This window comes from Mycobacterium sp. NPDC050441 (assembly GCF_040655355.1).
Taxonomy (GTDB): Bacteria; Actinomycetota; Actinomycetes; order Mycobacteriales; family Mycobacteriaceae; genus Mycobacterium.
In genome coordinates, this window is the sequence record NZ_JBFAJS010000008.1 from 17,020 (window position 1) to 40,981 (window position 23,962).

The following is a 23,962-nucleotide window of genomic DNA, read 5'->3' on the forward strand; positions in this document are numbered from 1 at the left end:
ACGATTGGGAGAGCCATGTCACCGCGTAAGTCCCTGAAAACGATGTTCGGCACCGCCGCTGCAATCGGGTCCACCACCCTGTTGCTGTTCAGCAGCGCCGTAGCGAACGCCGATCCGGCACCGCTGCCGATCGACGCGGTGCAGGCACCCGGTCTGCCTGCGATGGAGGGTCTGAGCCCGATCATCCAGCAGGCCGCAGCCGACCCCGGGGGCGCCGTACAGCTGTTGATGGCGGCCGCGCAGGCGTTCGCTGCCAACAAATCTGAATCGGCGGAATCCCGCAACGTCGCAACGGCGGTCAACCATTTCGCGGCACAGCCCGTCGCCGCACCCGAGCATGTTCCTGCTCTGGGCGCCGGCGGCGACGCTCACCTGCCGATGGGTGTCGACCCGGCCCACGCGGCCGGGCCGGCCCCAGAGGCACTGCCGGCTCCCCCGGCTCCGGCTCCCGAAGCCGCACCCGCTCCGGCACCCGCTCCGGCACCGGCTCCCGAAGCGGCGCCCGCTCCCACTCCCGGGGCTGTCCCGGCCGCGGCCACCATCCCGGCCCCTGACGCCGTGCCGGCCCCGGCGCCGACGCCGCCTCCGGGCTTCGGGCCCGACACGCCGACGACGCAGGACTTCATGTACCCGTCGATCAGCAACGGTTGCCTCAAGGACGGCGGAAACGTTCTGGCGACGGCGATCTCAGTGGCCGGCCCGGCCACGATCCCGCTGCCCGGCCCGAAACCCGGCCAGACCGCGTACGTGTTCACCGCGATCGGCACCCCGGGCCCGGCCGCCGAGCAGAAGCTGCCGCTGAACGCCACTTGGGTGAACCTGACGACCGGCAAGTCCGGCAGCGTGACGCTTCAGCCGCGCTCGGACATCAACCCCGAAGGACCGACCACGCTGACCGCGATCGCCGACACCGGCTCGGGCAGCATCATGACGACGGTCTTCGGCCAGGTCACCACGACCGAGAAGCAGTGCCAGTTCATGCCCACCATCGGATCCACGGTGGTGCCCTGACCACACCATATGAATGGGGAAACGAAATTCCCGGTCGCTTGCCTCATGGCCGGCGACCGGGAATTTTGTTTGGGGCTGTAAGTCTGGGGCCTAGTAGGCCATGAAAAGGATCATTTCCCGGTCGTACTCGCGCCCGGGATGCTGCTGGGCCAGATGCGCCTGAGCCTTCTCAACGAGGTCGTCTTCGTCCGTCCCGCTGATTGCTTCGCCGCACGGGCAGTTCAGATGTGTCTTCGCCATATGTTCACCATTGCATAGGTAGCCCAGCTTTCAACCCCGAGTCTGCGCACAGATCGCGATTCCGCGCCGAAACACGATCTGTACGCAGAGTCGATGCAAATCAGGCCTTGGCAGCCTTGGCTTCCTTCGCGGCAGCCTTCATCTGTTTCTTGTACGTGCGCACCTTCTGCAACGACCCGGGGTCGACCACGTCGGCCACCGACATGAAGCTGCCGGCAGTGCCGTAATCCCCCGCGGCCTCCCGCCAGCCCGTCGGCCTCACGTCGCACTGCTTGCCCAACAGCGCCAAGAAGATCCGGGCCTTCTGGTCACCGAACCCGGGCAACCGCTTGAGCCGGCGCAACACCTCTTTGCCGTCGGGATCGCCAGCGGTCCACAGCGCAGTCACGTCGCCGTCGTACTCGTCGACGATGGCCCGCGCGAGGTCCTGCACCCGCTTGCCCATCGACCCCGGAAACCGGTGAATGGCCGGGGTTTGCGATACCAGCGCAATGAATTTGTCCGGGTTGTAGTCGGCGATTTCCCGGGCGTCGACGTCGCCGATACGGTCGGCGATCTTCTTGGGCCCGGCGAATGCCGTCTCCATCGGAATCTGCTGATCCAACAACATCCCGACCAAGAGCGCGAACGGGTTGGACTCCAGCAGGGCGTCGGCCTCCGGATCTTGGACTAGCTGCAGCTTTCCCACGTCGCCAGTTTAGGGCTCCGCGACGCCGACAGCGGACTGCTGACAACCACGAAGGTTGTCAGCCGTGTGAGCCCGGGTCGTAGTAGTCGCGCCACGCCGTGATCTTTCCGTTCACCACGTCAAAGGCACCCATGACGGGCAAGGCGATCTCCTTGCCGTCAGTGAACGTGAAGACGTCGACGCGCTCGGTCAGCACCACATCGCCGTTGGTGGCAATGTTGACCAGCCGAAGTTCGGCGAAGGTGATCCTGGCAACCCATTCGGTGACTGCCGCACGGATCTCATCAATGCCGTGCAGAGTCAGCGTGGTCTGCGCAACCCAGACGGCATCCGGTGCGAAGTGCGCCACGATCCGCTCGACGTCCAGAGTCGACCATGATTCGAGTTCGGCCCGCACCACCTGTTCCGAATTCACGTGCCCAGTACAGCATTGCGTTCGCCGAGATGTGGCAAAAGTACGGGTCAAGACGATTTTTGACGTTTGCGTCGGTGGAATGTGCGAACGTGTACCCGATAACCGGTGGATTTGCCCGTAGGAGATGGACATGAGACGCGTCGTTGCACCACTTTTTGCAGCGGTGGTTACCGCGATTGCCTTGGCCGCCACGGCCAACGCGATCCCCGACCAGGGCACGCCGGCGTTCGACGAATACATGCAGGGCCTGGAGCGCAATGGATTCCACTTGAATCCGGATACCGCGTGGCGTGTCGCCCACCAGGCTTGCACGGGCGGAATACCGGGATACATCAGCTGGGAACTGGCTGCGCAAGGCGTTTTCGGCCCCGGTTCGGAGCAGCGGGTGTACGACGTGGCCAGAAAGTACGCCTGCCCGGTTCAATAGGTGAGCTAGCTGCGGTTTCGCCGCAGAGCCATCTAAGGTTGGCCGCACGATGTCCGGCGAGGTTGCAGTCGCGCTGGCCCTGGCGCTGATCCTGGCGGCGGTCGCCGCCGTCGTCGTGGTGCGCACCCGACGGGTGGTGGCCACCCCCACCGAACGCGCCGTACATGCCGCACTGCACACCGCGGCGCAGGCCGCCCGCGCGTTACGGCAGGGCCTGGACACCGAATCCGCCCAGACCGCGGCGCCGTATCTGCGCGAGCTGACCGGTACCGCGGGGTTGGCCCTGTTCGACGACGACGCGGCCCTGCTGGCCCGCGACCACGAGGACGAGGCCATCTGGCAACCCGGAACCGTCGAGGTCTGTGCCGACACCGCCCGCGAGTCGATCAGTGCGGGTCGCCGGGTCATGCACACCGCACGGTCGACATCTGTCGTGGCACAGCCGCTGCTGACCGAGGGCGGCGAGGTACTCGGCGCCCTGGTGGTGCTGGCCCCGGCCAGCCCCGGCCCGGGCATGCTCGGCGCGGTCGGCGAGGTGGCCCGCTACGCCGCCAGTCAGATCGAGCTCGCCGAGCTCGACGCATCGCGCGCCCGTCTGGATCGGGCCGAGGTGCTGGCGCTGCGCGCCCAGATCAGCCCGCACTTCATCTACAACGCGCTCAACACGATTGCCTCGTTCGTCCGCACCGACCCGGACCGGGCCCGCGAACTGATCTTGGAATTCGCCGATTTCACCCGCTACTCGTTCCGCGCGGCCGGGCAGTACACGACGCTGGCCGACGAGCTGCGCAACATCGACCGCTATCTCACCTTGGAGCGGGCCCGGTTCGGCACGAATCTGCGGGTGCGGCTGCAGGTGGCCCCCGAGGTGCTCAATGTCGTGGTGCCGTTCCTGGCGCTGCAACCCCTCGTGGAAAACGCTGTCCGGCACGGGCTGGCCGGCAACGGCGGCGGATCGGTGGAGATCGTCGCCCGTGACGCGGGCACCGAGTGCGTGATCACCGTCGAAGACGACGGCGCAGGCATGGATCCCGACACGCTGCGCGCCGGCCCCGGCGACGCACTGGCCGACCGCACCGGCGAATCCGCCCAGGTCGGGCTGACGAATGTGGACCATCGGCTGCGCGCGGCATTCGGCAACGATTACGGTCTTGTGGTCGAGACAGCGGTCGGTGCCGGCACCAAAGTGGTGATGCGCGTGCCGAAGTTCCGCTCAGGGGTCCGAGCCGGCGGAGGTGCGTTGGGGTGAGCTCCAACCTGACCGTGCTCGCCGTCGACGACGAGGCACCCGCACTCGACGAGCTGGCCTACCTGCTGGGCCGGCATCCCGACGTCGGCGAGGTGCACACCGCGTCCGACGCCACCTCGGCACTGCGCGAACTCAACCAGCACGCCATCGACGCGGTGTTCCTCGATATCAACATGCCCGGCCTGTCCGGCATCGAATTGGCCGGGGTGCTGGCCAATTACGCGAACCGGCCCGCCGTGGTGTTCGTGACCGCCCACGAGGACAAGGCGGTGGCGGCCTTCGATGTCGGCGCCGTCGACTATCTGCTCAAGCCGATCCGGCAGAACCGTCTGGACGAGGCCGTGCGCCGCGTTGCCTCGGCAGCGCCGAAGGCCCCGGCCGAGCCGACCGGCGCACCCCAGCCCGAGGACCAGGACTGGAATGTGGTTCCCGCCGAACTGGGCGGCATCACCCACTTGGTGCCCCGCGACAGTATCGGCTGGGTCGAAGCCGAGGGTGACTACGCGCGGCTGCACTCGGCCACCGGTGCCCATTTGGTGCGAATCCCGTTGAGCACCTTGGAGACCCGCTGGCGCGACCACGGGTTCCAGCGCATCCACCGGTCGTACCTGGTGTCACTGCGGCAGGTCACCGGGCTGCGCACGGCCGACGGCGCGGTGCTGGTCCGGTTGCGCGCCAACGGAACCTCCCCCGCCGTGGAACTTCCGGTGAGCCGGCGCCAGGCCCGTGAACTGCGCGACCGGCTGGTCCGCGATCCGATGCGTTCCCTCAAGCCGGTGGGCACCGATGAGTGAGCGGCCGCAGCGTGAACGCGTCGTGCTCGCCCACCGCCGCGGTACCCGGATGGTGCGCACCCGCATCGAGGTGGCCGAGCAGACGCAGGTGGGCGACGCACTGGTGCGCGGCCTGGTCCGCACCCAGTTGGGGCTCGCATTGCGACTGGCCGCGGTGGTGATCACGGTCGTGGTCGCACTCGTGCTGCTCAATGCCGCCGTGCCGGATCTGGCCGCGCTCACCGTGTTCGGGATCCGGCTCAACTGGCTGATCCTGGCCGGGCTGCTCTACCCGCTGCTGTACGGCGTGGGACGGCTGTATGTGCGGCTGGCCGAACAGGGCGAGCGGGATTTCGTCCGGGTCGTCGACAGCGAGCCATGACCGGCGCACCGCTGACCGCCGCTGCCCTGCTGGCCGCCGTGGTAGCCACGATCGCCATCGGCGCCTACGGAGTCCGGTTGTCGCGCACCACCTCCGACTTCCTGGTGGCCTCCCGCAGCGTCGGCCCGCAGTGGAATGCCGCCGCGATCTCCGGTGAATACCTCTCGGCTGCCTCATTTCTCGGGGTGGCCGGGTTGATCGCCAAGTACGGCGCCGACGCGCTGTGGTACCCGGTGGGTTTCACCGCGGGCTATCTGGGCGTGCTGTTGTTCGTGGCCGCACCGCTACGGCGTTCGGGGGCCTACACCGTCCCCGACTTCGCCGAGTTCCGGCTCGGCTCGGCCCGCCTGCGCAAGGTGGCCATGCTCGTCGTCGTGGTGATCTGTCTGTTCTATCTGGCCCCGCAGTATCAGGGGGCCGGGCTCGCCCTGAAAACGCTTCTGGGCGTTCCGGTCTGGATCGGCCCGCTGCTGGTCGCCGCGATCGTCATCACCAATGTGGTGGCCGGCGGCATGCGGTCGATCACGTTCGTGCAGGCGTTCCAATACTGGCTCAAGCTCACCGCCATCGCAGTCCCGGCCCTGGCGCTTCTGGGGTTGTTCATCGGTGACCGCGGCGAATTGGGCGGCCCGCTGCCACCCACCGTGCAACAGCAGACCACGGTGCAGATCGAAACCGCCGTAATGGTCCAGGTGATCGAACCGGCCGGCATCACCGTGTCCGGCGATCTGGACGGCCGCCATGTCGAGTCCGCCAGAATCACCGCACCCGGGCAACACACCCTCGGCGCGGGCACCACGCTGACGCTGGAGGCCGGCGCCGCCACGCCCGTGGTGGCCGGCACCCCGGGCACGGGCGGTGAGTGGATCGCCTCGGGCGGAGGCCTGGGTGGCGGACATCCGCTCTATCAGGTGTTGTCCATCATCGTCGCGACGTTCCTGGGCACGATGGGCCTGCCGCACGTGCTCGTCCGCTTCTACACCAACCCCGACGGGCGGGCCGCCCGGCGCACCGCGCTGGCGGTGGTGGCATTGCTGTCGGTGTTCTACTTCTTCCCGATCCTGCTCGGGGTGTTCTCCCGGTTGTACGTCCCGCAGCTGCTCATCACCGGAACTGCCGACGCTGCAGTACTTTTGGCCCCGGGTGCGGCCGTCGGCGGGATCGGCGGCCAACTGTTGGCCGCCCTGGTGGCCGCGGGTGCCATCGCGGCATTCCTGGCCACCTCCTCGGGCCTGCTGATCAGCATCGCCGGCGCGCTGGCCACCGATGTGCTGCGCGGCCGGGTGCGCGACTTCCGCATCGCTGCGGTGGCCGGTGGGCTGATCCCGATCCCGTTGTCACTGATGGTGTCCGGGCTGGAGTTGTCCCGCAGTGTCGGATTGGCGTTCGCGGTTGCCGCGTCCACCCTCTGCCCGCTGCTGGTGCTCGGCATCTGGTGGCGCGGCCTGACGGCGATCGGCGCGGCCTGCGGGCTCGTGGTGGGCGGGTGTGTCTGCGGCGGCGCGGTGCTCGTGGCGATCAGCGGCGGTGTCGACGACGCCGTGCTCGGCGGATGGCCCGCGGTGATGGTGGGTTACCCGGCAGCGGTCAGCGTGCCGATCGCCTTCCTCACGATGATCGTCGTCAGCCTGTTCACCCGGCCCACCCCCGGCGTCGCGCAGATCTTCGCGCGCATGCACGTGCCGGAACGCCTGGGCCTGGGCGTCGAGCGGGTCCCGGCCGGCTGATCCGCCTGCCGCTCAGCCTCCTCGACCGACCGCTCACCGCAGCGTCCACCGAATTCGGCGTCTCGGCCCCGATTCGCATCGCATGTGACCCAGCTCTCAATTAGGTTTTCCGCTATCTCACAGTCAACTGTCAGGAGTCCTCGGGTGACCGAAACCGACCTTCCCGAGAGGGTTGCCCCCACCGGGGAGCAGTTCCTCGCCATGCAGGCAAGTCCTGAATTCCAGGAACTGCGTACCCGCCTGCGCCGCTTCGTCTTTCCGATGACCGCGTTCTTCCTGGTCTGGTACGGCCTTTACGTCGCCCTTGGTGCGTTCGCCCACGACTTCATGGCCATCCGGGTGTTCGGCAACATCAATGTCGGCCTGCTGATCGGGCTGGGCCAGTTCCTCACCACGTTCCTGATCACCGGGCTGTACGTGCGCTTCGCGAACCGGGAACTCGACCCGCGCGCCACCGCCATCCGCGAAGAGCTGGAGGGCACAGCCTGATGACGACCACCGTCCTCGCCGCCGAGACCGTCGGCAATCCCGTCGCCAACATCGGCATCTTCAGCCTTTTCGTCGTCGTCACGATGATCGTGGTGATCAAGGCCAGCAAGCGCAACGCGACCGCCGACGAGTTCTTCACCGGTGGCCGCGGCTTCTCCGGCCCGCAGAACGGCATCGCGATCGCCGGCGACTACCTGTCGGCGGCCAGCTTCCTCGGTATCGCCGGCGCCATCGCGGTCTACGGCTACGACGGCTTCCTCTACTCGATCGGCTTCCTGGTGGCCTGGCTGGTGGCTCTGCTCTTGGTAGCCGAATTGCTCCGCAACACGGGCAAATTCACCATGGCCGACGTGCTGAGCTTCCGGCTCAAGCAGCGGCCGGTACGCCTGGCCGCGGCCATCTCGACGCTGACGGTGTCACTGTTCTACCTGCTGGCCCAGATGGCCGGGGCCGGTGGTCTGGTCGCGCTGCTGCTCGACGTCAACAGCCGGACCGGGCAGTCGATCGTGATCGCCGTCGTCGGCCTCCTGATGATCGTCTACGTCCTCGTCGGTGGGATGAAGGGCACCACCTGGGTGCAGATCATCAAGGCCGTCCTGCTGATCGTCGGTGCCGCCCTGATGACGGTGATGGTGCTGAGCAAGTTCGGGCTGAACTTCTCCGAGATCCTCGGATCGGCGCAATCGGCCATCTCCGAGGCCACCACCAAGGGCGTCTCGAGCCGCGACGTGCTGGCGCCGGGCGCCCAGTACGGCGGATCGCTCACCTCGCAGATCAACTTCATCTCACTGGCGCTGGCACTGGTGCTCGGCACCGCGGGCCTGCCGCATGTGCTGATGCGCTTCTACACCGTGCCCACCGCCAAAGAGGCCCGGCGGTCGGTGGTCTGGGCGATCGCGCTGATCGGCGCCTTCTACCTGTTCACCTTGGTGCTCGGCTACGGCGCGGCCGCCCTGGTCGGCCCGGACCGGATCCTCGGTGCGGCCGGTGGCGTGAACTCCGCGGCCCCGCTGCTGGCGTTCGAACTCGGCGGGGTGATCCTGCTCGGGGTCATCTCGGCGGTGGCGTTCGCGACGATCCTCGCGGTGGTGGCCGGCCTGACCATCACGGCGTCGGCCTCGTTCGCCCACGACGTCTACGCCTCAGTGCTCAAGTCCCACAAGGTGACCGAGGACGAACAGGTACGCGTCTCTCGCATCACCGCCGTGGTGCTGGGCATCTTCGCAATCGGGCTGGGCATCCTGGCCAACGGCCAGAACGTCGCATTCCTGGTGGCGCTGGCCTTCGCAGTGGCAGCCGCGGCCAACCTACCGACTATCGTGTACTCGCTGTACTGGAAGCGGTTCAACACCCGTGGCGCCCTGTGGAGCATGTACGGCGGACTGATCTCGACCATCGTGCTGATCGTGTTCTCCCCCGCGGTGTCGGGATCCAAGACCGCGATGATCCCGGGGGCGGACTTCGACTTCTTCCCGCTGGCCAATCCGGGCATCGTGTCCATTCCACTGGCCTTCGCACTCGGCATCATCGGCACTCTCACCTCCGCCGACACCGGAAACCCCGAACTCAACGCCGAGATGGAAGTGCGGTCGCTGACGGGCGTGGGCGCCGAGAAGGCGGTCAGCCACTAGCCGGTCAACGCGGGGGCCGGGCGAAGTTGAGTGCTTCTACCTAGGGACTACGCAGCCGCGAGGCCATAGCGTTTCTGCCATGACCGTTGCTGCTGACACAGCTTCCAAGAAAGCCCCCGCGAAAGCCGGGCTGTTCCCGTCCCCCGCCGAGGTCGAGGCCCAGACCCCCGCCGACCGGGACCGGGCCATCGACGTCATCCGGATCGTCTCGCTCGTCGGTGTGGTGTTCGGCCACACCGTCATGGCGACGAGCACGATCCGCGACGACGTGTTCATCTGGAGCAACCTGCTGACCGCATCTGTCGTCTTTCAGGCGCTGACCTGGGTGTTCCAGATCATGCCGCTGTTCTTCTTCGCCGGCGTGGCCGCCTCCGTGCAGTCCTGGAAGCCCGGCTCGTCCTGGGGCGGGTGGCTGCTGCGACGCTGCACCCGGCTCTACCGCCCGGTGTTCTACTACCTGGCCTTCTGGACCGTCACCCTGGCAGTGTTGCGGTTCGTCCTGCCGGAGCATGTCTACGAGCCCATCGCGGGGATCTCCATCCAGCTGCTGTGGTTCCTGGGCGCCTACGTCCTGGTGTTGGCGGCGGTGCCGCTGCTGGCCCGCATCACCACGACCGGGCAGGTGGCCGGCGCGGTGATCGGCACCTACGCTTTCATCGCCGTCATCGATGCGATCCGGATCAACATGGACGGTTACGCCACACTGGGCTACCTCAACACCGTGGTGTGGTTGATCCCCGGTGTGTTCGGTGTCGCCTACCGTCGCCACCTGCTGTCCAGCGGCGCCGCGCTCAAGATCGGGATCGGCATGCTCGGGGTGAACCTGGCCCTCCTGTACTTCGGCCCCTACGAGCTGAGCCTGGTCGGCATCGAGACCCAGCACCTGAAGAACATGACGCCGCCCTCACTGCTCCTGGCCGGTCACGCAATCATGATGTGCGCGTTTGCGATTGCCGCCGCCCCCGCGATCAACCGGTGGGCGCAGCGGCCGCGGGTGTGGTGGCTGACCGCGATCGGGAACTCCGGTGCGATGACGCTGTACCTGTGGCACATGCCGCTGCTGCTGGGCCTGCACCTGGTGTTCGACTACCTGGGCGCCGACCGCTACGACCCGTCCGCGCCCGGATTCCTGGCCCTGTCGGCACTGCAGTTGGCGTTGATGGCCGGGCTGGTCGCGATGGCGTTCGTCGCGCTGCGGCCGCTGGAGAACTCGCCGCTGCCGCTGTGGGACGGCGGCGCGGTGGCCGGCACCGGCATCCGCAGCGCCGCGGTTGGCTGGCTGCTGTGCCTGGCCGGTGCGGCGACGCTGACCTCGGTCGCCTGGGGTCTGAAGGATCAGGGTGTGTACTGCGTGGCAGTCATGCTGACCGCGCTCGTCGCGGCCCGCGCACTGGCCCGAGACTGACGCATCGAGACTGCGCACGGATCGCGAAATTCCGCAGAATCGCGATCTGTGCGCAGTCTCGTGTCAGGACTTGGACTCCGCCGGCTCCACTGCGTCCACCGCGAACGTGTGAATGCGTGGCGGGTCCGTCGGCGTCAGCGCGAGGGTCACGTCGAGCCGGCCGCGAGCTCCCGTCATCCGGCAGATCGCTTCGGTGGGCGATCGCAGCTCGACGTCGGTCTGCCCGTTATGCTCACCCATCGCCTGCCGTGCGGCGGTGATCGCGGTAATCCGCTCGTCCAGTGGCATGTCGAGCAGCACATTGTCGGCGAACGCCGGGCTCTGCAGGATCGACGGGTCTGCGATGACACGTTCGATCAGATCGACAGCGGACCGTAGATGCTCAGCGGGGCGCACCTCGGGACCGGCTTGGCATTGGCGCAGAAGCGCATCCAGCACAGCCCGCGCGGGTGCCGCGACGGGGGCATAGGTGCCGTTCGCGAAGGCCACGACGCCCAGTCCGCTGCCCTGGTGCCAGCCCATATACGAGCCGAATCCCGGATAACCGCCGGGATGTTGGCTGACCGCTCCGAAGTCGGGGTCCGCCTCGACGAACAGCCCGTAGCCGTAGCCGGACAGCCCCCAGGGAAAGCCCGTGCTCAGCAACCGGTTCCGCTCACCTGGCTCCTCCATGATGTCGAACGGCAGTAGGCGGTGCGACTGCTGCATCTCACGCCGGGAGGCTCGGGACAGGACCCGATCGTCGTCCCCGTCGCGCGGCGGAAATGCATCGGCGAGCCAGGCGACCCATTTCCCGATGTCGGCCACGGTGCTCAGCAGTCCTCCGATGGCGGAGAAACTTCCCGGCGCCGTGAACTTCTGCAGTTCCCACTGTCCGTTCGGGGTCGGCCGGTAGCCCTGAGTCAGGCGCCCCGACGGCACCGAGCGATAGTCATAGGTGGTATCCGTCAGGCCCAGTGGCAGCAGTAACTCTCTCGCCACGTGATCGACAAATGGCCGGCCTGCGATCGCCTCCACAATGCGGCCGAGGATGGCATACCCCAGATTTGAGTAGGCGAACGCGGTGCCGGGTGCGTAAGCCCCCGATATCGGATTGCGCAGCAGGCCGTCGAAATGGGACTGCGTCATCTCCTCCTGCCGGTCCGCCCACGGATCGTCGCTGGGCAGGCCGCTGCTCATCGTCAGGCATTGGCGCACAGTGATTTTCGGCGAATCAGTGGTGGGGCCGGCCAGGCCCGCCGCCCAGGGCAGGTAATCCGTCACGGGATTGTCGAGACACAGCAATCTCCGATCACGCAGTTGCAGGATCGCGGCCGCCGTGAAGCTCTTCGACATCGATGCGATCCGGAAGAAGCGATCCGCTGCCGGAGCAGCATGGGTGGTGCAATCGGTGACGCCGTGACCGGTGAAATGCGCCACCTCGCCGTCTGCAAGCACTGCGATCTGCAGCCCCGGGGCACGACGCCGGTCGTGGAACTGCTCGGCGATGTCGTCGACGATAGAGAAATCCAGCTGCATCAGGCCATCCCTGCTGTCACTTCGCGGTGATCCTCGTCCGGTGGCGCCAGCATCAAGAAATGGGTCTCGCCACGCGGACGGAGGTAGAAGACGTAGTAAGCCAGGGCAAGCAGAACCGATGCGCCGGCGACGATGAGGTCGGCGCGCACCTGTTGGCTCAGCACCGCGATCGACATGACGATCGCGACGATCGGCCATAGCGGCCACAACGGCATTCGATACGGGCGGTCGAGCCCGGGGGTGCGAAGCCGGCTCACGAGCGCGGATGCCGCGACGAGGATGAACTCCACGGCCAGTAGCGCACCGGTCCACGTGGTCAGCGTGGCGACATCGGAACAAAGGATCATCACCGCCCCGCCGATTCCAACCAGAATCGTTGCCAGCCAGGGTGTTCCATACTTCGGATGCACCCCTCTGAGAGCCCGGCTGATCGGGCCCGGCCACGCCATGTCCCGGCCGGTGCTGTACAGGATTCGCGCGTAGTACGGCATCAGGGCGATGACGGCGTTGAGTACGGCGACCGCGATCCCGAGGCTGATCACGGTGTTGAACGTGTCTCCACCGATCGCGGTCAGCACGTACTGCCAGGGGTTGGCCGAGTTCGACAGCTCGGCGAGCGAGGGGGCGGCGAGGGTAGCGGCGGCCACCGGGAACACTTCGCAGGCCACGGCGACACCGAGCGCGATGAACACGGCACGGGCGACGTTGCGGCGCGCGCTCACCGTCTCCTCCGAAAAGATCAGGGCGCCTTGAAAGCCGTTGTAGGCAAAACTTCCCACCGCGATGCCGGCGACCAGCGCGCTGAGGGTGAGTGGGCTCGCGATCCCGTGCGCGTCGATGACCTCGGGATGCAGCAGGGTGGTCACCGGTCGCTGCACCTTGAGGAATCCGGCCACCGCCACCAGCACCACCGCCAGGATCTCCACCACGAGCAGTACGGTCACGGCGATCGCGTTGAACCGAACGCCGAACAGCGCGACCACGGCACCGCCCATGATGATCACGGCACCGAGAACATTCGCGTCCACGTTGACGATGACCCTCAGGTATTCCGCCATTCCGAGTGCTACCACCGCCGGGATGAGCACGGCCTGCACGGGCCCGGTGATGAACATGGAGACGAAACCCGGAGCGCGTCCCAGGATGCGGGCGATGAACGTGTAATCACCACCGGCGATCGGATATGCCGCACCCAACTCCGCCCAGCAGTACGCCAGGGAGAGGCCGAGGACGGCGGCGATGCAGAACGTCATCGCGGCGCCGGTGCCGTTCAGCCCGAAGAGCACGGGAGCAATGATGAACGCGCCGGTGGCCGGAGTGGTTGCGGAGACGACGAGTGACGTGTTCTCCCACAGGCTGAGGTCGCGCTTCAGTTCTTGCTTGTAGGCCCTGGGACTGCCGGGCTGCGTTTCGCTCATTCGGCGCCTTTCTGATGGACACCTGGGTGGGCTCACCGACGGAGTCAGCGGTCCGGCCGATGTGCCGGACGGTGTGATCTTGGCGATACTTTCCAGCGATGTCAACAGTGATGACAACTGCGTTGTCTTCATCGTGGACACCAGTTGCACGGATCCGGCTGCCGCGCGTGCGATGCTGTGGACCGTGGACCGCAGCCGACGAGCCCAGGGATCGCCCACCCGCAGCAGTGCAGTTCGGCTGGACCGCGCCGTGATCCTGCGAGCGGCCCAGGAGATCTGCGACCGCGACGGTTTGAGCGCACTCACCTTGCGGCGGCTCGGCAACGAACTCGGAGTCGACGCCACGGCGATGTACCGGCATTTCCGGGACAAGGCCGAGCTGATCTCAGCCCTGATCGATGACCTGTTCCGGCTGGAAGTCGACGAGCCGGACCCACAGGGACAGTGGCGTGACAATCTCCGCAAACTGATGATCCAGTGGTGGCAGATCTACCGTCGGCACGAAGGCCTGGCCGCGGCCATGGCCGGTCAGCCCGACGACGAGCCACAACTGTTCCACCTCACCGAATGGACTGTCCGTGAGCTCATTCGGGCCGGCGTCAGCGAGGGTGAACTCGGCCTGTATCACCAGACCATCTACAACCACACGGTCGGAAACGGCTTGGTCGCCGCCCTGTCGCCCTGGCTGACCGACATCGAGTTACGCGACGAGCAACGCCGGCACTACGCCGCGCTCGACCCTCGTCGCTTTCCATCGTCGGCCAGTGTCGCCCCGACCATCTACCCGGACACCGCCGAGGTCTTCGAGTTCAGTGTGGAAGTGCTGCTCGACGCCATCGAAAAACGGGGTCAGCTGGTTGCTCGGCAAAGCGATTGAAGCCCGTCGACACACCGCCGAACGCATCGAGACTGCGCACAGATCGCGAATTTCCGCAGAATCGCGATCTGTGCGCAGTCTCGTGTCAGTGACCAGCCGCTGGCTATCCGCTCTTGCGGCGGAATTCCCGCCGGTTCTCCACCGGGCCGTGGGCCCGCGGTTTGTCCCGGCCGCCGTCCTTGTGGGCAGCGCCCCCGGACGCCTGCGCCTTCTTGCGCTCCAGGGCCTCCCGGAATTTGCGCTTGTTGTCGTCTTCCGGTGTGTCGTCAGCCATACGCCGCAGCGTAGCCTGCCAACAACGTCATCGTCACCAGGTTTGATTGCCGCCTCCGGCGGCGCATCACCTACGACCCGGCGGCATCCCGTATACGTGCGTGATCGGCAGGGTCAACAACACCCGGCGATCGTCGACCATGGCGCGCCGGTAATCGTCCCAGTCCGGATGCTCCCCGGCGATATTGCGGTACAAGGCAATTAGGCCCTCGACCGTATCGTCGTCGGGTGCAGCGGCAGGTGGGGTGAGAATCGAATCGCCCTCGGCGACCGCATATGACCAGCCGTCGTCGGAGCTGACGTGAATGGATGCCCGGGGATCACGTCGCAGGTTGCGCGTCTTGGCCCTGGGCTCGGTGATGGACACCTGGATCTGCACTGCCCGCGGGTCGAAGTAGTAGGAGACATTGGACAGCTGTGGACGACCGTCCTGTTTGATCGTCGCGAGAACTCCCATCGAGTTGCCGCCGATCAAGGCCAAAAGCTTGTCGTCGAAAACCTGGCGCCCCATGTGACGAGCGTACGTCTTTACCATCGGTTCGATGAGTGTGATTGACGGCAACACCCTCGACGGCGTCTCGGCGACGTCATTGTGGACCCTGAGCAACCGCGGCCTCGAGGCCAGACGTTCCGACGGCGTGATCCGAGACCCGTGGGCAGTGGCCCTGCGCGACTCGATCGACTACGACTACCGCAAGTTCGGCAGACCCAATCAGGCCCATGCCCTGCGGGCCCGCGCATTCGACATCGAGACCCACGACTATCTCTCGACGCACCCGAAGGCCGCGGTGGTGGCACTGGCCGAGGGCCTGCAGACCAGTTTCTGGCGACTCGATCAGGCCGGGGTAGCCGACGAATTGACCTGGTATTCAGTCGATCTACCGCCCGTCGTCGCAATCCGCGACAGACTATTGCCCCATGACGACCGCATCGTCGCCCTGGCCCAGTCGGCCCTCGACCGCAGTTGGATGGACCACGTCGACGCCGCCGACGGTGTGCTCATCACCGCCGAGGGCCTGCTGATGTACCTGGAACCCGACGACGTGCGCAGCCTGATCGCCGACTGCGCGGCGCGGTTTCCCGGCGGGCGGATGGTGTTCGACTCGATTCCGCACTGGGTAAGCCGGCGCACCATCAAGGGTCTGCGCCTGTCCGACCGCTACATCGCGCCGCCGATGCCGTTCGCGCTGACCGCCGACGAGGGCCTGGCCATGGCCGGGACGGGACCGGGAGCCATCGCCGGGGTGAGGTCTGCCCGTGACGTGCCCATGCAGGCCGGCCGCGGCCTGTTCAAGCTGGCCGCCGAGCCGTGGCTGGACCGCATCGGCGCGATCCACCGCATCAGGCCGGCCATCACGGCGCTGGACTTCTGACCCGCAGGATCGAGAAAGAGACGACTGTGCTGATTCCAGGACTGCATCGCCGGCGGTATCGGCGCGCGCTGATCGCGCTCGCCGCTTTGCTCGTCGTCGGTGTCACGCCGTCCTGCGCGACGGAGGCCAAGACCGAAAAGCGGTCCGCTCAAGTCGCGGTGGTCCCCGAGGCACTCACTCTGCACGACGTGACTGTCACCCGCTTCCACTACCTGTCCGACGCACACCCCACCGGCCGGTATCCCGACCAGAACTGGGCCGACCTGTACCTGCCCGCCGGCGCGCATGCTTTCAATTCGGTCCCGTTGGTGGTGCTCATCCACGGCGGCGGGTGGCAGAGCACGATGGGCGCGGGGGTGTTCGCAGGATTGGCCCGCGAGCTCACCAGCCGCGGCATGGCCGTCTACAACATCGAGTACCGCAGGTTGGGATCGGGCGGTGGGTGGCCGACCACGTTCGACGATGTGGCACGAGCCATGGACTACGTCGCCGAGGTGGCCCTGCAGTATCCGCAGCTGGCCATCGACGATGCGCTCGTCGTCGGCCACAGTGCGGGAGCTCAGCTGGCAGTATGGGCCAGCACGCGGCAGGACCTGCGCGGTGACGAGGTCGGATCCCGGCCTCGCTTCAGGCCCACCAGGGTCATCTCGCTGGCCGGTCCGCTCGACATGGTCTACGCCGCCAACCACGGCGACAAACGCATCGTCGCGGTGCTCGGCGGCCGCCCGAAAGAGGTGCCGCAGCGTTACGCCTCGGTCGATCCGATCCAGAACCTCGACCCGAGCGTGCCGGTGATCGCGGTGCACGGAACCCTCGACACTGTTGTGGCACCGGCCAATTCGCAGCGCTATGTCGCAGCGCTCAAGAAGCGCGGCGGCCGGGCCAGCGTCGAGTTGCTCCCGGGTGAGAACCACACGTCGATCATGTCGACGCGCTCCCCCAGCTTCCGACAGGTGCTGCACCTCATCACCGCCACCGCGAAGGCCGAACTGGACCAGCTGCCGGTGAAGTGACTGATTAGGCTGGAGCCGTGACCCGCTACATCGCGTTCCTGCGCGGCGTCAACGTCGGAGGCGTCAACCTCAAGATGGCCGACGTGGCGAAAGCCATCGAGGCAGCTGGATTCACCGAGGTTCGGACCATTCTGGCAAGCGGAAATGTCTTGCTCGACAGCACTTCCGATGCCGCGAAGGTCCGCACCACGGCCGAGCGCGCACTGCGCGACGCATTCGGCTACGAGGCATGGGTTTTGGTGTACGACATTCCCACGCTGCAGAAGATCTCCGCCGGTTATCCGTTCGAGCGGGAGGTCCCGGACCACCACTCCTACGTCACGTTCGTGAGTGACGCCGACTTGCTCGACGAGCTCGCGGCGCTGACCCCGGGAGACGACGAAAAGGTGCAGCGCGGTGACGGGGTGCTCTATTGGCAGGTGCCCCGAGCCGCGACACTCAGCAGTGCGATCGGCAAGACCATGGGCAAGAAGCGCTACAAATCCTGCACGACCACCAGAAATCTGCGCACCTTGGACAAAGTGCTGCGCTGAAGCGTCACCCTCGCGCTCTTCGCATCCACCCCAAACCTGCACTGGTGCCGGCGGCGGGGCGGTACTCACAGCCCACCCAGCCCTCGTACCCGGTCTCATCGATGACGGCGAGCAGGTAGTCGATCGCCAGCTCGCCACTGTCCGGTTCGTGCCGATCGGGGACTCCGGCAATCTGCAGGTGCCCGATGCGACCGGTCGGAATGTCCGAGCGCAGCCGGACCGTCACGTCGCCCTCGGTGATCTGGCAGTGGTACAGGTCGAGTTGCACTTTGAGGTTCGGTGCCCCGATCCCGCCCACGATGTGGTGCGCCTCGTCCTGCCGGCTCAGCAGGTATCCGGGCATGTCGCGCTGGTTGATCGGTTCGATCAGCACGTCGACGCCGTGGCCCGCGGCCTGATCGGCGGCCCAGGTGAGGTTGTCGCGGTACACCGCCAGCCGCTCCTCGCGGTCGGCACCGGCCGGGACGAGGCCGGCCATCACGTGCACCCGTGGGCAACTCAGCACCTCGGCGTAGCCCAGTGCACGGGCGAACCCGTCCCGGAACTCGGCCTCGCGGCCGGGCAAGGAGGCGATGCCGCGTTCCCCGGCCTCGAAATCGCCGGGAGGCGCGTTGAACAACGCCTGACCCAGACCGCCGGCATCGAGCCGACCGCGCAGTTGCTCGGCCGGGTACTCATACGGGAAGAGGAATTCCACCGCGGTGAACCCATCGGCTGCCGCGGCGGCGAACCGGTCGAGAAAGGCGTGTTCGGTGTACATCATGGAGAGATTGGCCGCAAAGCGTGGCACGGCAGACTCCTTCCAGCTGAGCCGAATCACCGGTTGAGGCCATCTTCGCGCGTGCGGTCGACGGGGTTGGCACCGGCCGGCGGACCGCAGGTACATTCGCGCCATGACGGGTGGCTCAGACAAGGTCAGCGGCAGCGCGCTCACCGGTGTCTCCGAGACGGCACTGTTGACCCTGCAGGTGCGCGCGCACGAGGCGCGCCGCCCGGACGGACTGATCGACGATCCGATGGCGGTGCAACTGGTCGACTCGATCGATTTCGATTTCGCCAAGTTCGGATACACCCGCCGCCAGGACATGGCCCTGCGCTCCCTGTTGTTCGACCGGACCACAGGCGACTATCTGCGCGAGCATCCGAAGGCCACCGTGGTGGCGCTGGCCGAGGGACTGCAGACCAGCTTCTACCGCCTGGATGCCGCCGGACTGGGGCATGAGTTCCGCTGGTTGTCCGTCGATCTGGAGCCCATGATCGAGCTCCGCAACCAGCTGCTGCCGAAGCCGGACCGGGTCACCCAGTGCGCCCAGTCGGCACTGGACTTCAGCTGGATGGACCACGTCGACACCAGCCACGGCGTGTTCATCACCGCCGAGGGCCTGCTGATGTACCTGCAGCCCGAGGAGTCCATGTCACTGATCCGTGCCTGCGCGGAACGCTTTCCAGGTGGACAGATGATGTTCGACCTGCCGCCGGCGTTCTTCGCCTTCCTCACCCGCAAGGGGTTGCCGACCTCGATGCGCTACCGGGTGCCCCCGATGCCGTTCAGCCTGACGCCTACCGAGCTCGCCGACCTGGCCAACACCGTCCCAGGGGTGCGGAGGGTGCGCGATCTGCCGATGCCGTCCGGCCGAGGCGTGATTCTCAACGCCATACTGCAGACACAACACCTGCCGATCTTCGACCCCGTCCGCCCGGTGATGGGGCTGTTGGAGTTCGGCTAGACCGCCGGCTGGGGGCTACTGGGCCCAGACGTCCTCGACGTAGCGATCCGAACTCACCAGATCAGCGAGCCATCGAGCGGCGGTATCTTCGTCCGCGCCGGTGTTGCGGCGGTAGATGTCGCGGAAGGCCCCGCGAACCGCGGGAGCCATCCGCGCTCCGTCGCCACACACATACACGTGGGCATCCATGTCCGGGTCGCCCAGCATCGCCCAGACCTCGTCGGCGTCGGCGGTGATGCGATCCTGCACGTACCGGATCTCGTCTTCGGGCCGCCGCGAGAACGCCGGGCGCATCCGCACCACGCCCGCGTGTTCAGCCGCCTGGAACTCGTCGCGGAACAGGTAATCGACGTCCGGGTGCCGCACGCCGAAGAAGCACAGCGCCGATGTACTGGGTTCGCCGGCGGCCTGCGCCGCGAGCCGGTCCCCGATGAATCCCCGGAACGGGGCGACCCCGGTTCCGGCGCCGACCAGAATGACGTTCTTCGCCGGCTCGGCGCCGGCCCGAAATGCCCGGCGCGCGGTGTCGACCCGCATCCGGATCTGTTGTCCCGGTACAGCATCTGCGAGATAGCTCGACGACACCCCGCGGAACACACCGTAGCCGGAGCGGGCCGGCCCCTCAAGCACGCTGACCACCAGTTCGACTTCACGCGGCACCCGGCGGGCCGAGGAGGCGATCGAGTAGTGCCGGGGCGACATCGGCTCGAACAACTCCAGTAGTTCGGCCCGCGACAGTTCGGTTGCCGCGAACTCGGCCAGGCATTCGGTGACGCTCAGCGCGCGAGCCTCGGGGTGTTCGGCGAGTTCGGTCAGCGTCGCCCGTTCAGGCGGACATGGGTTGGCCGCCGCCAACTTCAGCAGCTGGCTGCGGGTGGCGGGCTTGCGGAGTTCGATGAAATGGGTGAGTAGTTCCCGCACGCTGACCTCACGGTCGATGGCGATGGCGCGGCGCGTGCTGCGCCGCGGATTGACCGAGATCCGGCGGTCGAGCCGCAGGTCCAGCAGTTCGGCGACCTCGTCGATGACCTCGGGGCTGTTGTCGGGCAGCACCGTGAGGTGATCACCCGTGTGGTAATCGAGATCGTCCGGTAGCGCGATCCGGATGAGCCGCTTGGCATTTCCCATCTGCTCGCCGGGATCGACCAGTGCCACATTGTCCAGCACAGTGGCCGGTTGCACCTCGAAACGCGCATCGATCGCCGATGTCACCGGCCCGTCGATGGCGCGCAATTCGTACAGGGACTCGCCATCGGTGCTGCCGGCGGGCACCTGTACCCCATCCGTGGGGGCGAGAGCGTCCCAAAGGGCTGCGGAGAAGTCTTCGACGGTCCCGGCGAAGTCTCCCGATGTGTCGGCTTCACCGCGCGGAATCACCGGTGGCCCAACCAGTTCCGCCAGACGCTGATCAATGTGTTTCGGAATGGTCTGGTACGTCTCGGCCCAGTTCCGGTCGCCGACCCCGAGTATGGCGTACGGAATGGCCGGTTGCGCTTGCGTGCCGGGGTCGTCCAACCACTCGACGAAACGCCGCGCGTCGTCGGTGGGTTGCCCGTTGTAGGACGCGGCGATCACCACCAGCGCCCCCGCGTCGGGCAGGGCTCCGGCTGCCTCATCGAGAGCGGCAACAGTGGTCTGATAGCCGAGATCGGTGGCCTCGTCGGCCAGTTGCTGCGCCAGTGCCCGGCAGTTGCCCAGGTTCGAGCCGTGCAGCACAGTCACTTTCGACCCCGGCGCCGCCATTGCGCGCGGCCGGGCCGGCGCCGCGACCGCCGGGGTCGCCTCCGGGGTGTGCTGACGGTCCGGCGGTGTCCGACGCACCAGGTCGAGGTGGAATCCGACCGGTTTACGCAGCAGGTCGCTGTGGGTGCGGAGCTCATAGTGCTCCACGTCCAGGAAGCGGTATCGGTGTACCAGTGTGGCCAGCGCCATCGTCGCCTCATGCAGGGCGAACTGACGGCCGATGCAGGACCGGGCTCCGGTACCGAACGGTTTGAACAGGTTGACCGGCCGGGCCGCGGCCTGCTCGGCCCCGAACCGGTCGGGGTCGAAGATCTCGGCGTTGTCACCCCATTCGGGCTGCCGGTGCAGCGCCGACGTCGTCACGGTGACGACCTCACCCTTGCGCACCGGATATCTGCCTCCGATAACGGTGTCCGCCAACGCCATCCGGTCGAACTCCCGGACCGGCGGGGACAGCCGCAGCGTTTCGTCGACGATCTGCCGGATGTAGGTGAGCTTGCCGATCTCGTCGAATGCGGGCACGTGGTCGTCGGCGGACCCGAATACCGTGTCCACCTCGATCCGGGCCCGGTGCAGCACCGCCGGGTTCTTGACGATGCTGTACAGCGCGGTCGGCATCAGCGTCGACGTGGTGTCCTGCCCGGCGACCATGAATGTCAGGATCTGGTTGCGGACGAGGTCGTGGTCGAGGGGCGGGGTTCCGTCGGCTCCCGGCCGCAGCATCAATGCGAGCAGATCGTCGATCTCGACCGTGCCGGCGCGGTGCTCCCCGATCAGGTCCTCGATGAACGCATACAGCTTGTCCCGCTCGGCCGTGAACACCGCGGCGTCGCCACCGCCCGGGATGAGGATCTGCCCCAGCGCGGCGGCGAAACTGGCGGGGACGTCGGCGAGCCCGTCCTGGTGATAGGAGTCGAACCGCGCCCCGAAGCCGGCCAGACCCACGGTGTCCATGGCGAGCTTCGCCAGGTCCCCGGCAACGTCGACCGGCCGCTGTCCGGCCGCTTCATCCCAGAGCGCTATGAGCTGGCGGTTGATGTCGAGCATCGCGGGGTGGTAGCTACGCAGGCCACTGAAGCTGAATCCGGGGATCAGAACGTCATGAGCCTGCTGCCACCCGTCTTCGCTTGGATAAGCGGTGAACAAGCCGTTCCCGGCCAGCACACGAAAGCGGTCCAGACGGTCGGTGAGGCCTTTGGCGAACCGAGTCTCGTCGCACAGTTCGTCGACCAACGCCAACGAGCACGCGTAAAGCCGCCGACTGCCGCCGAAGTCGGCGTAGAACAGCGGCCCGTACTGCTCGGCGAGCACGTCCGCGGGGAGCGCGTACGGGCGGCCGGTAACCGGCCCTGGCGGCAGTTTCAAGCCCACCGCCGACGGCACCCCGTCGATGTCCGGAGGTACCGCCGGCGAGAACGTCTCCATGAGCGCGAGCTTAGCCACGCAACATGAGCTGCCCCTGGGAATCAGCCTCAGATTACGAGCTGACGCGCCCGGTCGGGATCGTCGGCTGTGCGCCGGGATCCGAACCACAGAGCGGAATCCTCGACGGGCCCGTTACGCAGGGTCTCGGCGTCCACCGTGTAGTTCATCGTCATCTGCCACGGTCCGTCGACACCCTGGCGGGGGATCTCGTCGATCGAACGCTGCACGTACCCTGCCCCGAAGTCCAGAAGCGGACGGGTCTGACCACCGGCGAACTCAGGCTGCACGGCGTCAAAACCGTTGTCGTCCATGTGCTTCAACAGTCGGCAGAAGTGCTCGCAGAGCAGCCCGACCTTGAGCGTCCACGACGAGTTGGTGTAGCCGAAGGCGAAGGCGAAGTTCGGCACGCCCGAGAGCATGATGCCCTTGTAGGCGACGGTTTCCGAAAGATTCGCCGCCTGACCATCTATGGTCAGCGACATCCCGCCGAACAGCTGAATGTTGAGACCCGTTGCGGTGATGATGATGTCGGCGTCGAGCTCGCGTCCGGACTCCAGCAGGATTCCGTTCTCGGTGAACGTCGCGATGCGATCGGTGACCACCGAGGCGCTGCCGTTGCTGATGGCCTTGAACAGGTCACCGTCGGGCACCGCGCACAGCCGCTGATCCCACGGGTTGTAGCGGGGCGCGAAGTGCTCGTCGACGGGGTATCCCTCGGGCAACTTGCTGGCGTTGATCTTCTGGATCAGCCAGCGGGCGGCGGTCGGGAACTTCTGGCACAGCGTGTAGACGGAGCGCTGCTTGATGATGTTCTTGCGCCGGGCCGCTGCATAGCCCAGGCGATCGCCCAGCAACCGCCTGGCGGTGTTGGCAAACTTGTCCTTGGCCGGGACGGGAAGCACATAGGTGGGTGAGCGTTGCAGCATGGTCACGTGCCCGGCGGTCGGTGCCATCGACGGCACCAGCGTCACGGCGGTGGCACCGCTACCGATCACGACGACGTTCTTGCCGGTGTAGTCGAGATCCTCGGGCCAGTGCTGGGGGTGCACGATGCGCCCGGTGAACCGGTCCTGACCTTCGAAGTGCGGGGTGTAGCCCTGGTCGTAGCGGTAATAGCCACCACCGCAGAACAACCAGTTCGCCGAGATCTGGACGAGCTCGGCGGTCCCTCCGTCAGCGTCCGCCCGCTCGACGTCCACGGTCCAGCGCGCCTGAGCCGAATCCCAGGCCGCGCCCAGCACCTTGTGGTGGAACCGGATGTGGCTGTCGATGCCGTTTTCCGAGACGGTCTCGTGCAGGTAGGCCAGGATCTTGTCGGCCGTGGCGATGGCATGCTCGTCGCGCCACGGCTTGAACTCGTAGCCGAAGGTATGCAGGTCTGAGTCCGACCGGATTCCGGGATAGCGGAACAGGTCCCAGGTGCCACCTGCGGCACCGCGGGCCTCCAGGATCGCGTAGCTGCGGTCCGGGTGCTCGCGCTGCAGGTAGTAGGCGGCACCGATGCCGGAGATGCCGGCGCCGATGATGAGTACGTCGACGTGATCGGTGTGGGTCATGTCTCAATGGTCGCGGTCAGACAACCATCCCCCAAGGTCGGAAGTGCCAAACATCGCCCATCTGATGGT

General features: G+C 66.8%; 24 protein-coding genes. 14 read left to right on the forward strand and 10 right to left on the reverse strand.

The features are described from left to right. The first annotated feature begins 15 nt into the window (after positions 1–15). Entirely contained in the window at positions 16–1,011 is a 996-nt protein-coding gene (locus AB0I14_RS23230) for a hypothetical protein (RefSeq protein WP_358026474.1), read from the forward strand. A gap of 90 nt (positions 1,012–1,101) precedes the next feature. Here AB0I14_RS23230 and AB0I14_RS23235 read toward each other — a convergent pair whose 3' ends face one another. The 3 genes from AB0I14_RS23235 to AB0I14_RS23245 all read right to left on the reverse strand — a co-directional run bounded on the left by AB0I14_RS23235 (position 1,102) and on the right by AB0I14_RS23245 (position 2,354). Then, the gene (locus AB0I14_RS23235; RefSeq protein WP_003882209.1) at positions 1,102–1,251 is read right to left on the reverse strand and encodes a DUF1059 domain-containing protein; all 150 of its coding nucleotides are present in this window, start codon (positions 1,249–1,251) and stop codon (positions 1,102–1,104) included. 100 nt (positions 1,252–1,351) lie between these two features. Then, the gene (locus tag AB0I14_RS23240) at positions 1,352–1,939 is read right to left on the reverse strand and encodes an HhH-GPD-type base excision DNA repair protein (RefSeq protein WP_358026479.1); all 588 of its coding nucleotides are present in this window, start codon (positions 1,937–1,939) and stop codon (positions 1,352–1,354) included. A gap of 58 nt (positions 1,940–1,997) precedes the next feature. Next, the gene (locus AB0I14_RS23245; RefSeq protein ID WP_358026481.1) at positions 1,998–2,354 is read right to left on the reverse strand and encodes a limonene-1,2-epoxide hydrolase family protein; all 357 of its coding nucleotides are present in this window, start codon (positions 2,352–2,354) and stop codon (positions 1,998–2,000) included. Positions 2,355–2,478: 124 nt separating this feature from the next. Between AB0I14_RS23245 and AB0I14_RS23250 the strand changes: the two genes are divergently transcribed. The 8 genes from AB0I14_RS23250 (at position 2,479) to AB0I14_RS23285 (ending at position 10,437) form a co-directional block, all read left to right on the forward strand. Then, on the forward strand, positions 2,479–2,781 hold the full coding sequence (locus AB0I14_RS23250) for a DUF732 domain-containing protein (RefSeq protein WP_358026484.1): 303 nt from the start codon (positions 2,479–2,481) through the stop codon (positions 2,779–2,781). A gap of 49 nt (positions 2,782–2,830) precedes the next feature. Continuing rightward, positions 2,831–4,030 carry a histidine kinase gene (locus AB0I14_RS23255; RefSeq protein ID WP_358026486.1) on the forward strand — a complete coding sequence of 400 codons (1,200 nt, stop codon included), beginning with the start codon at positions 2,831–2,833 and terminating at the stop codon, positions 4,028–4,030. Further along, a complete protein-coding gene (locus AB0I14_RS23260; RefSeq protein WP_358026488.1) occupies positions 4,027–4,824 on the forward strand; it encodes a LytTR family DNA-binding domain-containing protein in 798 nt (265 codons plus the stop codon). Before AB0I14_RS23255 ends, AB0I14_RS23260 begins: the two co-directional genes overlap by 4 nt. After that, positions 4,817–5,185 carry a hypothetical protein gene (locus AB0I14_RS23265; protein ID WP_358026490.1) on the forward strand — a complete coding sequence of 123 codons (369 nt, stop codon included), beginning with the start codon at positions 4,817–4,819 and terminating at the stop codon, positions 5,183–5,185. The genes AB0I14_RS23260 and AB0I14_RS23265 overlap by 8 nt, the downstream gene beginning before the upstream one ends. Beyond that, positions 5,182–6,912 (forward strand): cation acetate symporter, encoded by a 1,731-nt coding sequence (locus AB0I14_RS23270; RefSeq protein ID WP_358026492.1) that lies wholly within the window; start codon positions 5,182–5,184, stop codon positions 6,910–6,912. Before AB0I14_RS23265 ends, AB0I14_RS23270 begins: the two co-directional genes overlap by 4 nt. Positions 6,913–7,056: 144 nt before the next feature. Beyond that, the gene (locus tag AB0I14_RS23275; RefSeq protein WP_358026494.1) at positions 7,057–7,401 is read left to right on the forward strand and encodes a DUF485 domain-containing protein; all 345 of its coding nucleotides are present in this window, start codon (positions 7,057–7,059) and stop codon (positions 7,399–7,401) included. Beyond that, complete coding sequence (locus tag AB0I14_RS23280; RefSeq protein ID WP_358026497.1) at positions 7,401–9,032, forward strand: cation acetate symporter; 1,632 nt, start codon at positions 7,401–7,403, stop codon at positions 9,030–9,032. Before AB0I14_RS23275 ends, AB0I14_RS23280 begins: the two co-directional genes overlap by 1 nt. Before the next feature lie 79 nt (positions 9,033–9,111). After that, a complete protein-coding gene (locus AB0I14_RS23285; protein ID WP_358026499.1) occupies positions 9,112–10,437 on the forward strand; it encodes an acyltransferase in 1,326 nt (441 codons plus the stop codon). Between the two features lie 63 nt (positions 10,438–10,500). Here the strand turns inward: AB0I14_RS23285 and AB0I14_RS23290 are convergent, their stop codons facing one another. Together AB0I14_RS23290 and AB0I14_RS23295 are read right to left on the reverse strand one after the other, a co-directional pair. Further along, positions 10,501–11,955 carry a serine hydrolase domain-containing protein gene (locus AB0I14_RS23290; RefSeq protein ID WP_358026502.1) on the reverse strand — a complete coding sequence of 485 codons (1,455 nt, stop codon included), beginning with the start codon at positions 11,953–11,955 and terminating at the stop codon, positions 10,501–10,503. Further along, a complete protein-coding gene (locus AB0I14_RS23295; RefSeq protein WP_358026504.1) occupies positions 11,955–13,373 on the reverse strand; it encodes an APC family permease in 1,419 nt (472 codons plus the stop codon). Before AB0I14_RS23295 ends, AB0I14_RS23290 begins: the two co-directional genes overlap by 1 nt. A 79-nt stretch (positions 13,374–13,452) precedes the next feature. Between AB0I14_RS23295 and AB0I14_RS23300 the strand changes: the two genes are divergently transcribed. Then, positions 13,453–14,250, forward strand: a complete 798-nt coding sequence (locus AB0I14_RS23300; protein WP_358026507.1) for a TetR family transcriptional regulator — start codon at positions 13,453–13,455, stop codon at positions 14,248–14,250. A 103-nt stretch (positions 14,251–14,353) separates the two neighbouring features. On the opposite strand, the gene AB0I14_RS23305 is transcribed toward AB0I14_RS23300, so the two are convergent. Further along, positions 14,354–14,524: a DUF5302 domain-containing protein gene (locus AB0I14_RS23305; protein ID WP_358026510.1), complete on the reverse strand. Its 171-nt coding sequence runs from the start codon at positions 14,522–14,524 to the stop codon at positions 14,354–14,356. A gap of 66 nt (positions 14,525–14,590) precedes the next feature. Further along, positions 14,591–15,034, reverse strand: a complete 444-nt coding sequence (locus AB0I14_RS23310; protein WP_358026512.1) for a PPOX class F420-dependent oxidoreductase — start codon at positions 15,032–15,034, stop codon at positions 14,591–14,593. Positions 15,035–15,065: 31 nt separating this feature from the next. On the opposite strand from AB0I14_RS23310, the gene AB0I14_RS23315 reads away from it, so the two are divergent. The 3 genes from AB0I14_RS23315 to AB0I14_RS23325 are packed head-to-tail and all read left to right on the forward strand — an operon-like array spanning position 15,066 to position 17,442. Continuing rightward, positions 15,066–15,896, forward strand: a complete 831-nt coding sequence (locus AB0I14_RS23315; protein ID WP_358026515.1) for a class I SAM-dependent methyltransferase — start codon at positions 15,066–15,068, stop codon at positions 15,894–15,896. A gap of 26 nt (positions 15,897–15,922) precedes the next feature. Then, a complete protein-coding gene (locus AB0I14_RS23320; RefSeq protein ID WP_358026517.1) occupies positions 15,923–16,909 on the forward strand; it encodes an alpha/beta fold hydrolase in 987 nt (328 codons plus the stop codon). Positions 16,910–16,926: 17 nt separating this feature from the next. After that, positions 16,927–17,442 carry a DUF1697 domain-containing protein gene (locus AB0I14_RS23325; protein WP_358026519.1) on the forward strand — a complete coding sequence of 172 codons (516 nt, stop codon included), beginning with the start codon at positions 16,927–16,929 and terminating at the stop codon, positions 17,440–17,442. A 4-nt stretch (positions 17,443–17,446) separates the two neighbouring features. Here AB0I14_RS23325 and otnI read toward each other — a convergent pair whose 3' ends face one another. Beyond that, positions 17,447–18,232, reverse strand: coding sequence for a 2-oxo-tetronate isomerase (gene otnI, locus AB0I14_RS23330; protein ID WP_358026522.1), 786 nt, complete (start codon positions 18,230–18,232; stop codon positions 17,447–17,449). Between the two features lie 103 nt (positions 18,233–18,335). On the opposite strand from otnI, the gene AB0I14_RS23335 reads away from it, so the two are divergent. Further along, positions 18,336–19,169: a class I SAM-dependent methyltransferase gene (locus tag AB0I14_RS23335; RefSeq protein WP_358026525.1), complete on the forward strand. Its 834-nt coding sequence runs from the start codon at positions 18,336–18,338 to the stop codon at positions 19,167–19,169. Positions 19,170–19,184: 15 nt separating this feature from the next. Here the strand turns inward: AB0I14_RS23335 and AB0I14_RS23340 are convergent, their stop codons facing one another. Continuing rightward, positions 19,185–22,337, reverse strand: coding sequence for a cytochrome P450 (locus AB0I14_RS23340; protein ID WP_358026528.1), 3,153 nt, complete (start codon positions 22,335–22,337; stop codon positions 19,185–19,187). A 47-nt stretch (positions 22,338–22,384) separates the two neighbouring features. Further along, positions 22,385–23,893 (reverse strand): NAD(P)/FAD-dependent oxidoreductase, encoded by a 1,509-nt coding sequence (locus AB0I14_RS23345; RefSeq protein WP_358026531.1) that lies wholly within the window; start codon positions 23,891–23,893, stop codon positions 22,385–22,387. Positions 23,894–23,962 lie beyond the last annotated feature (69 nt).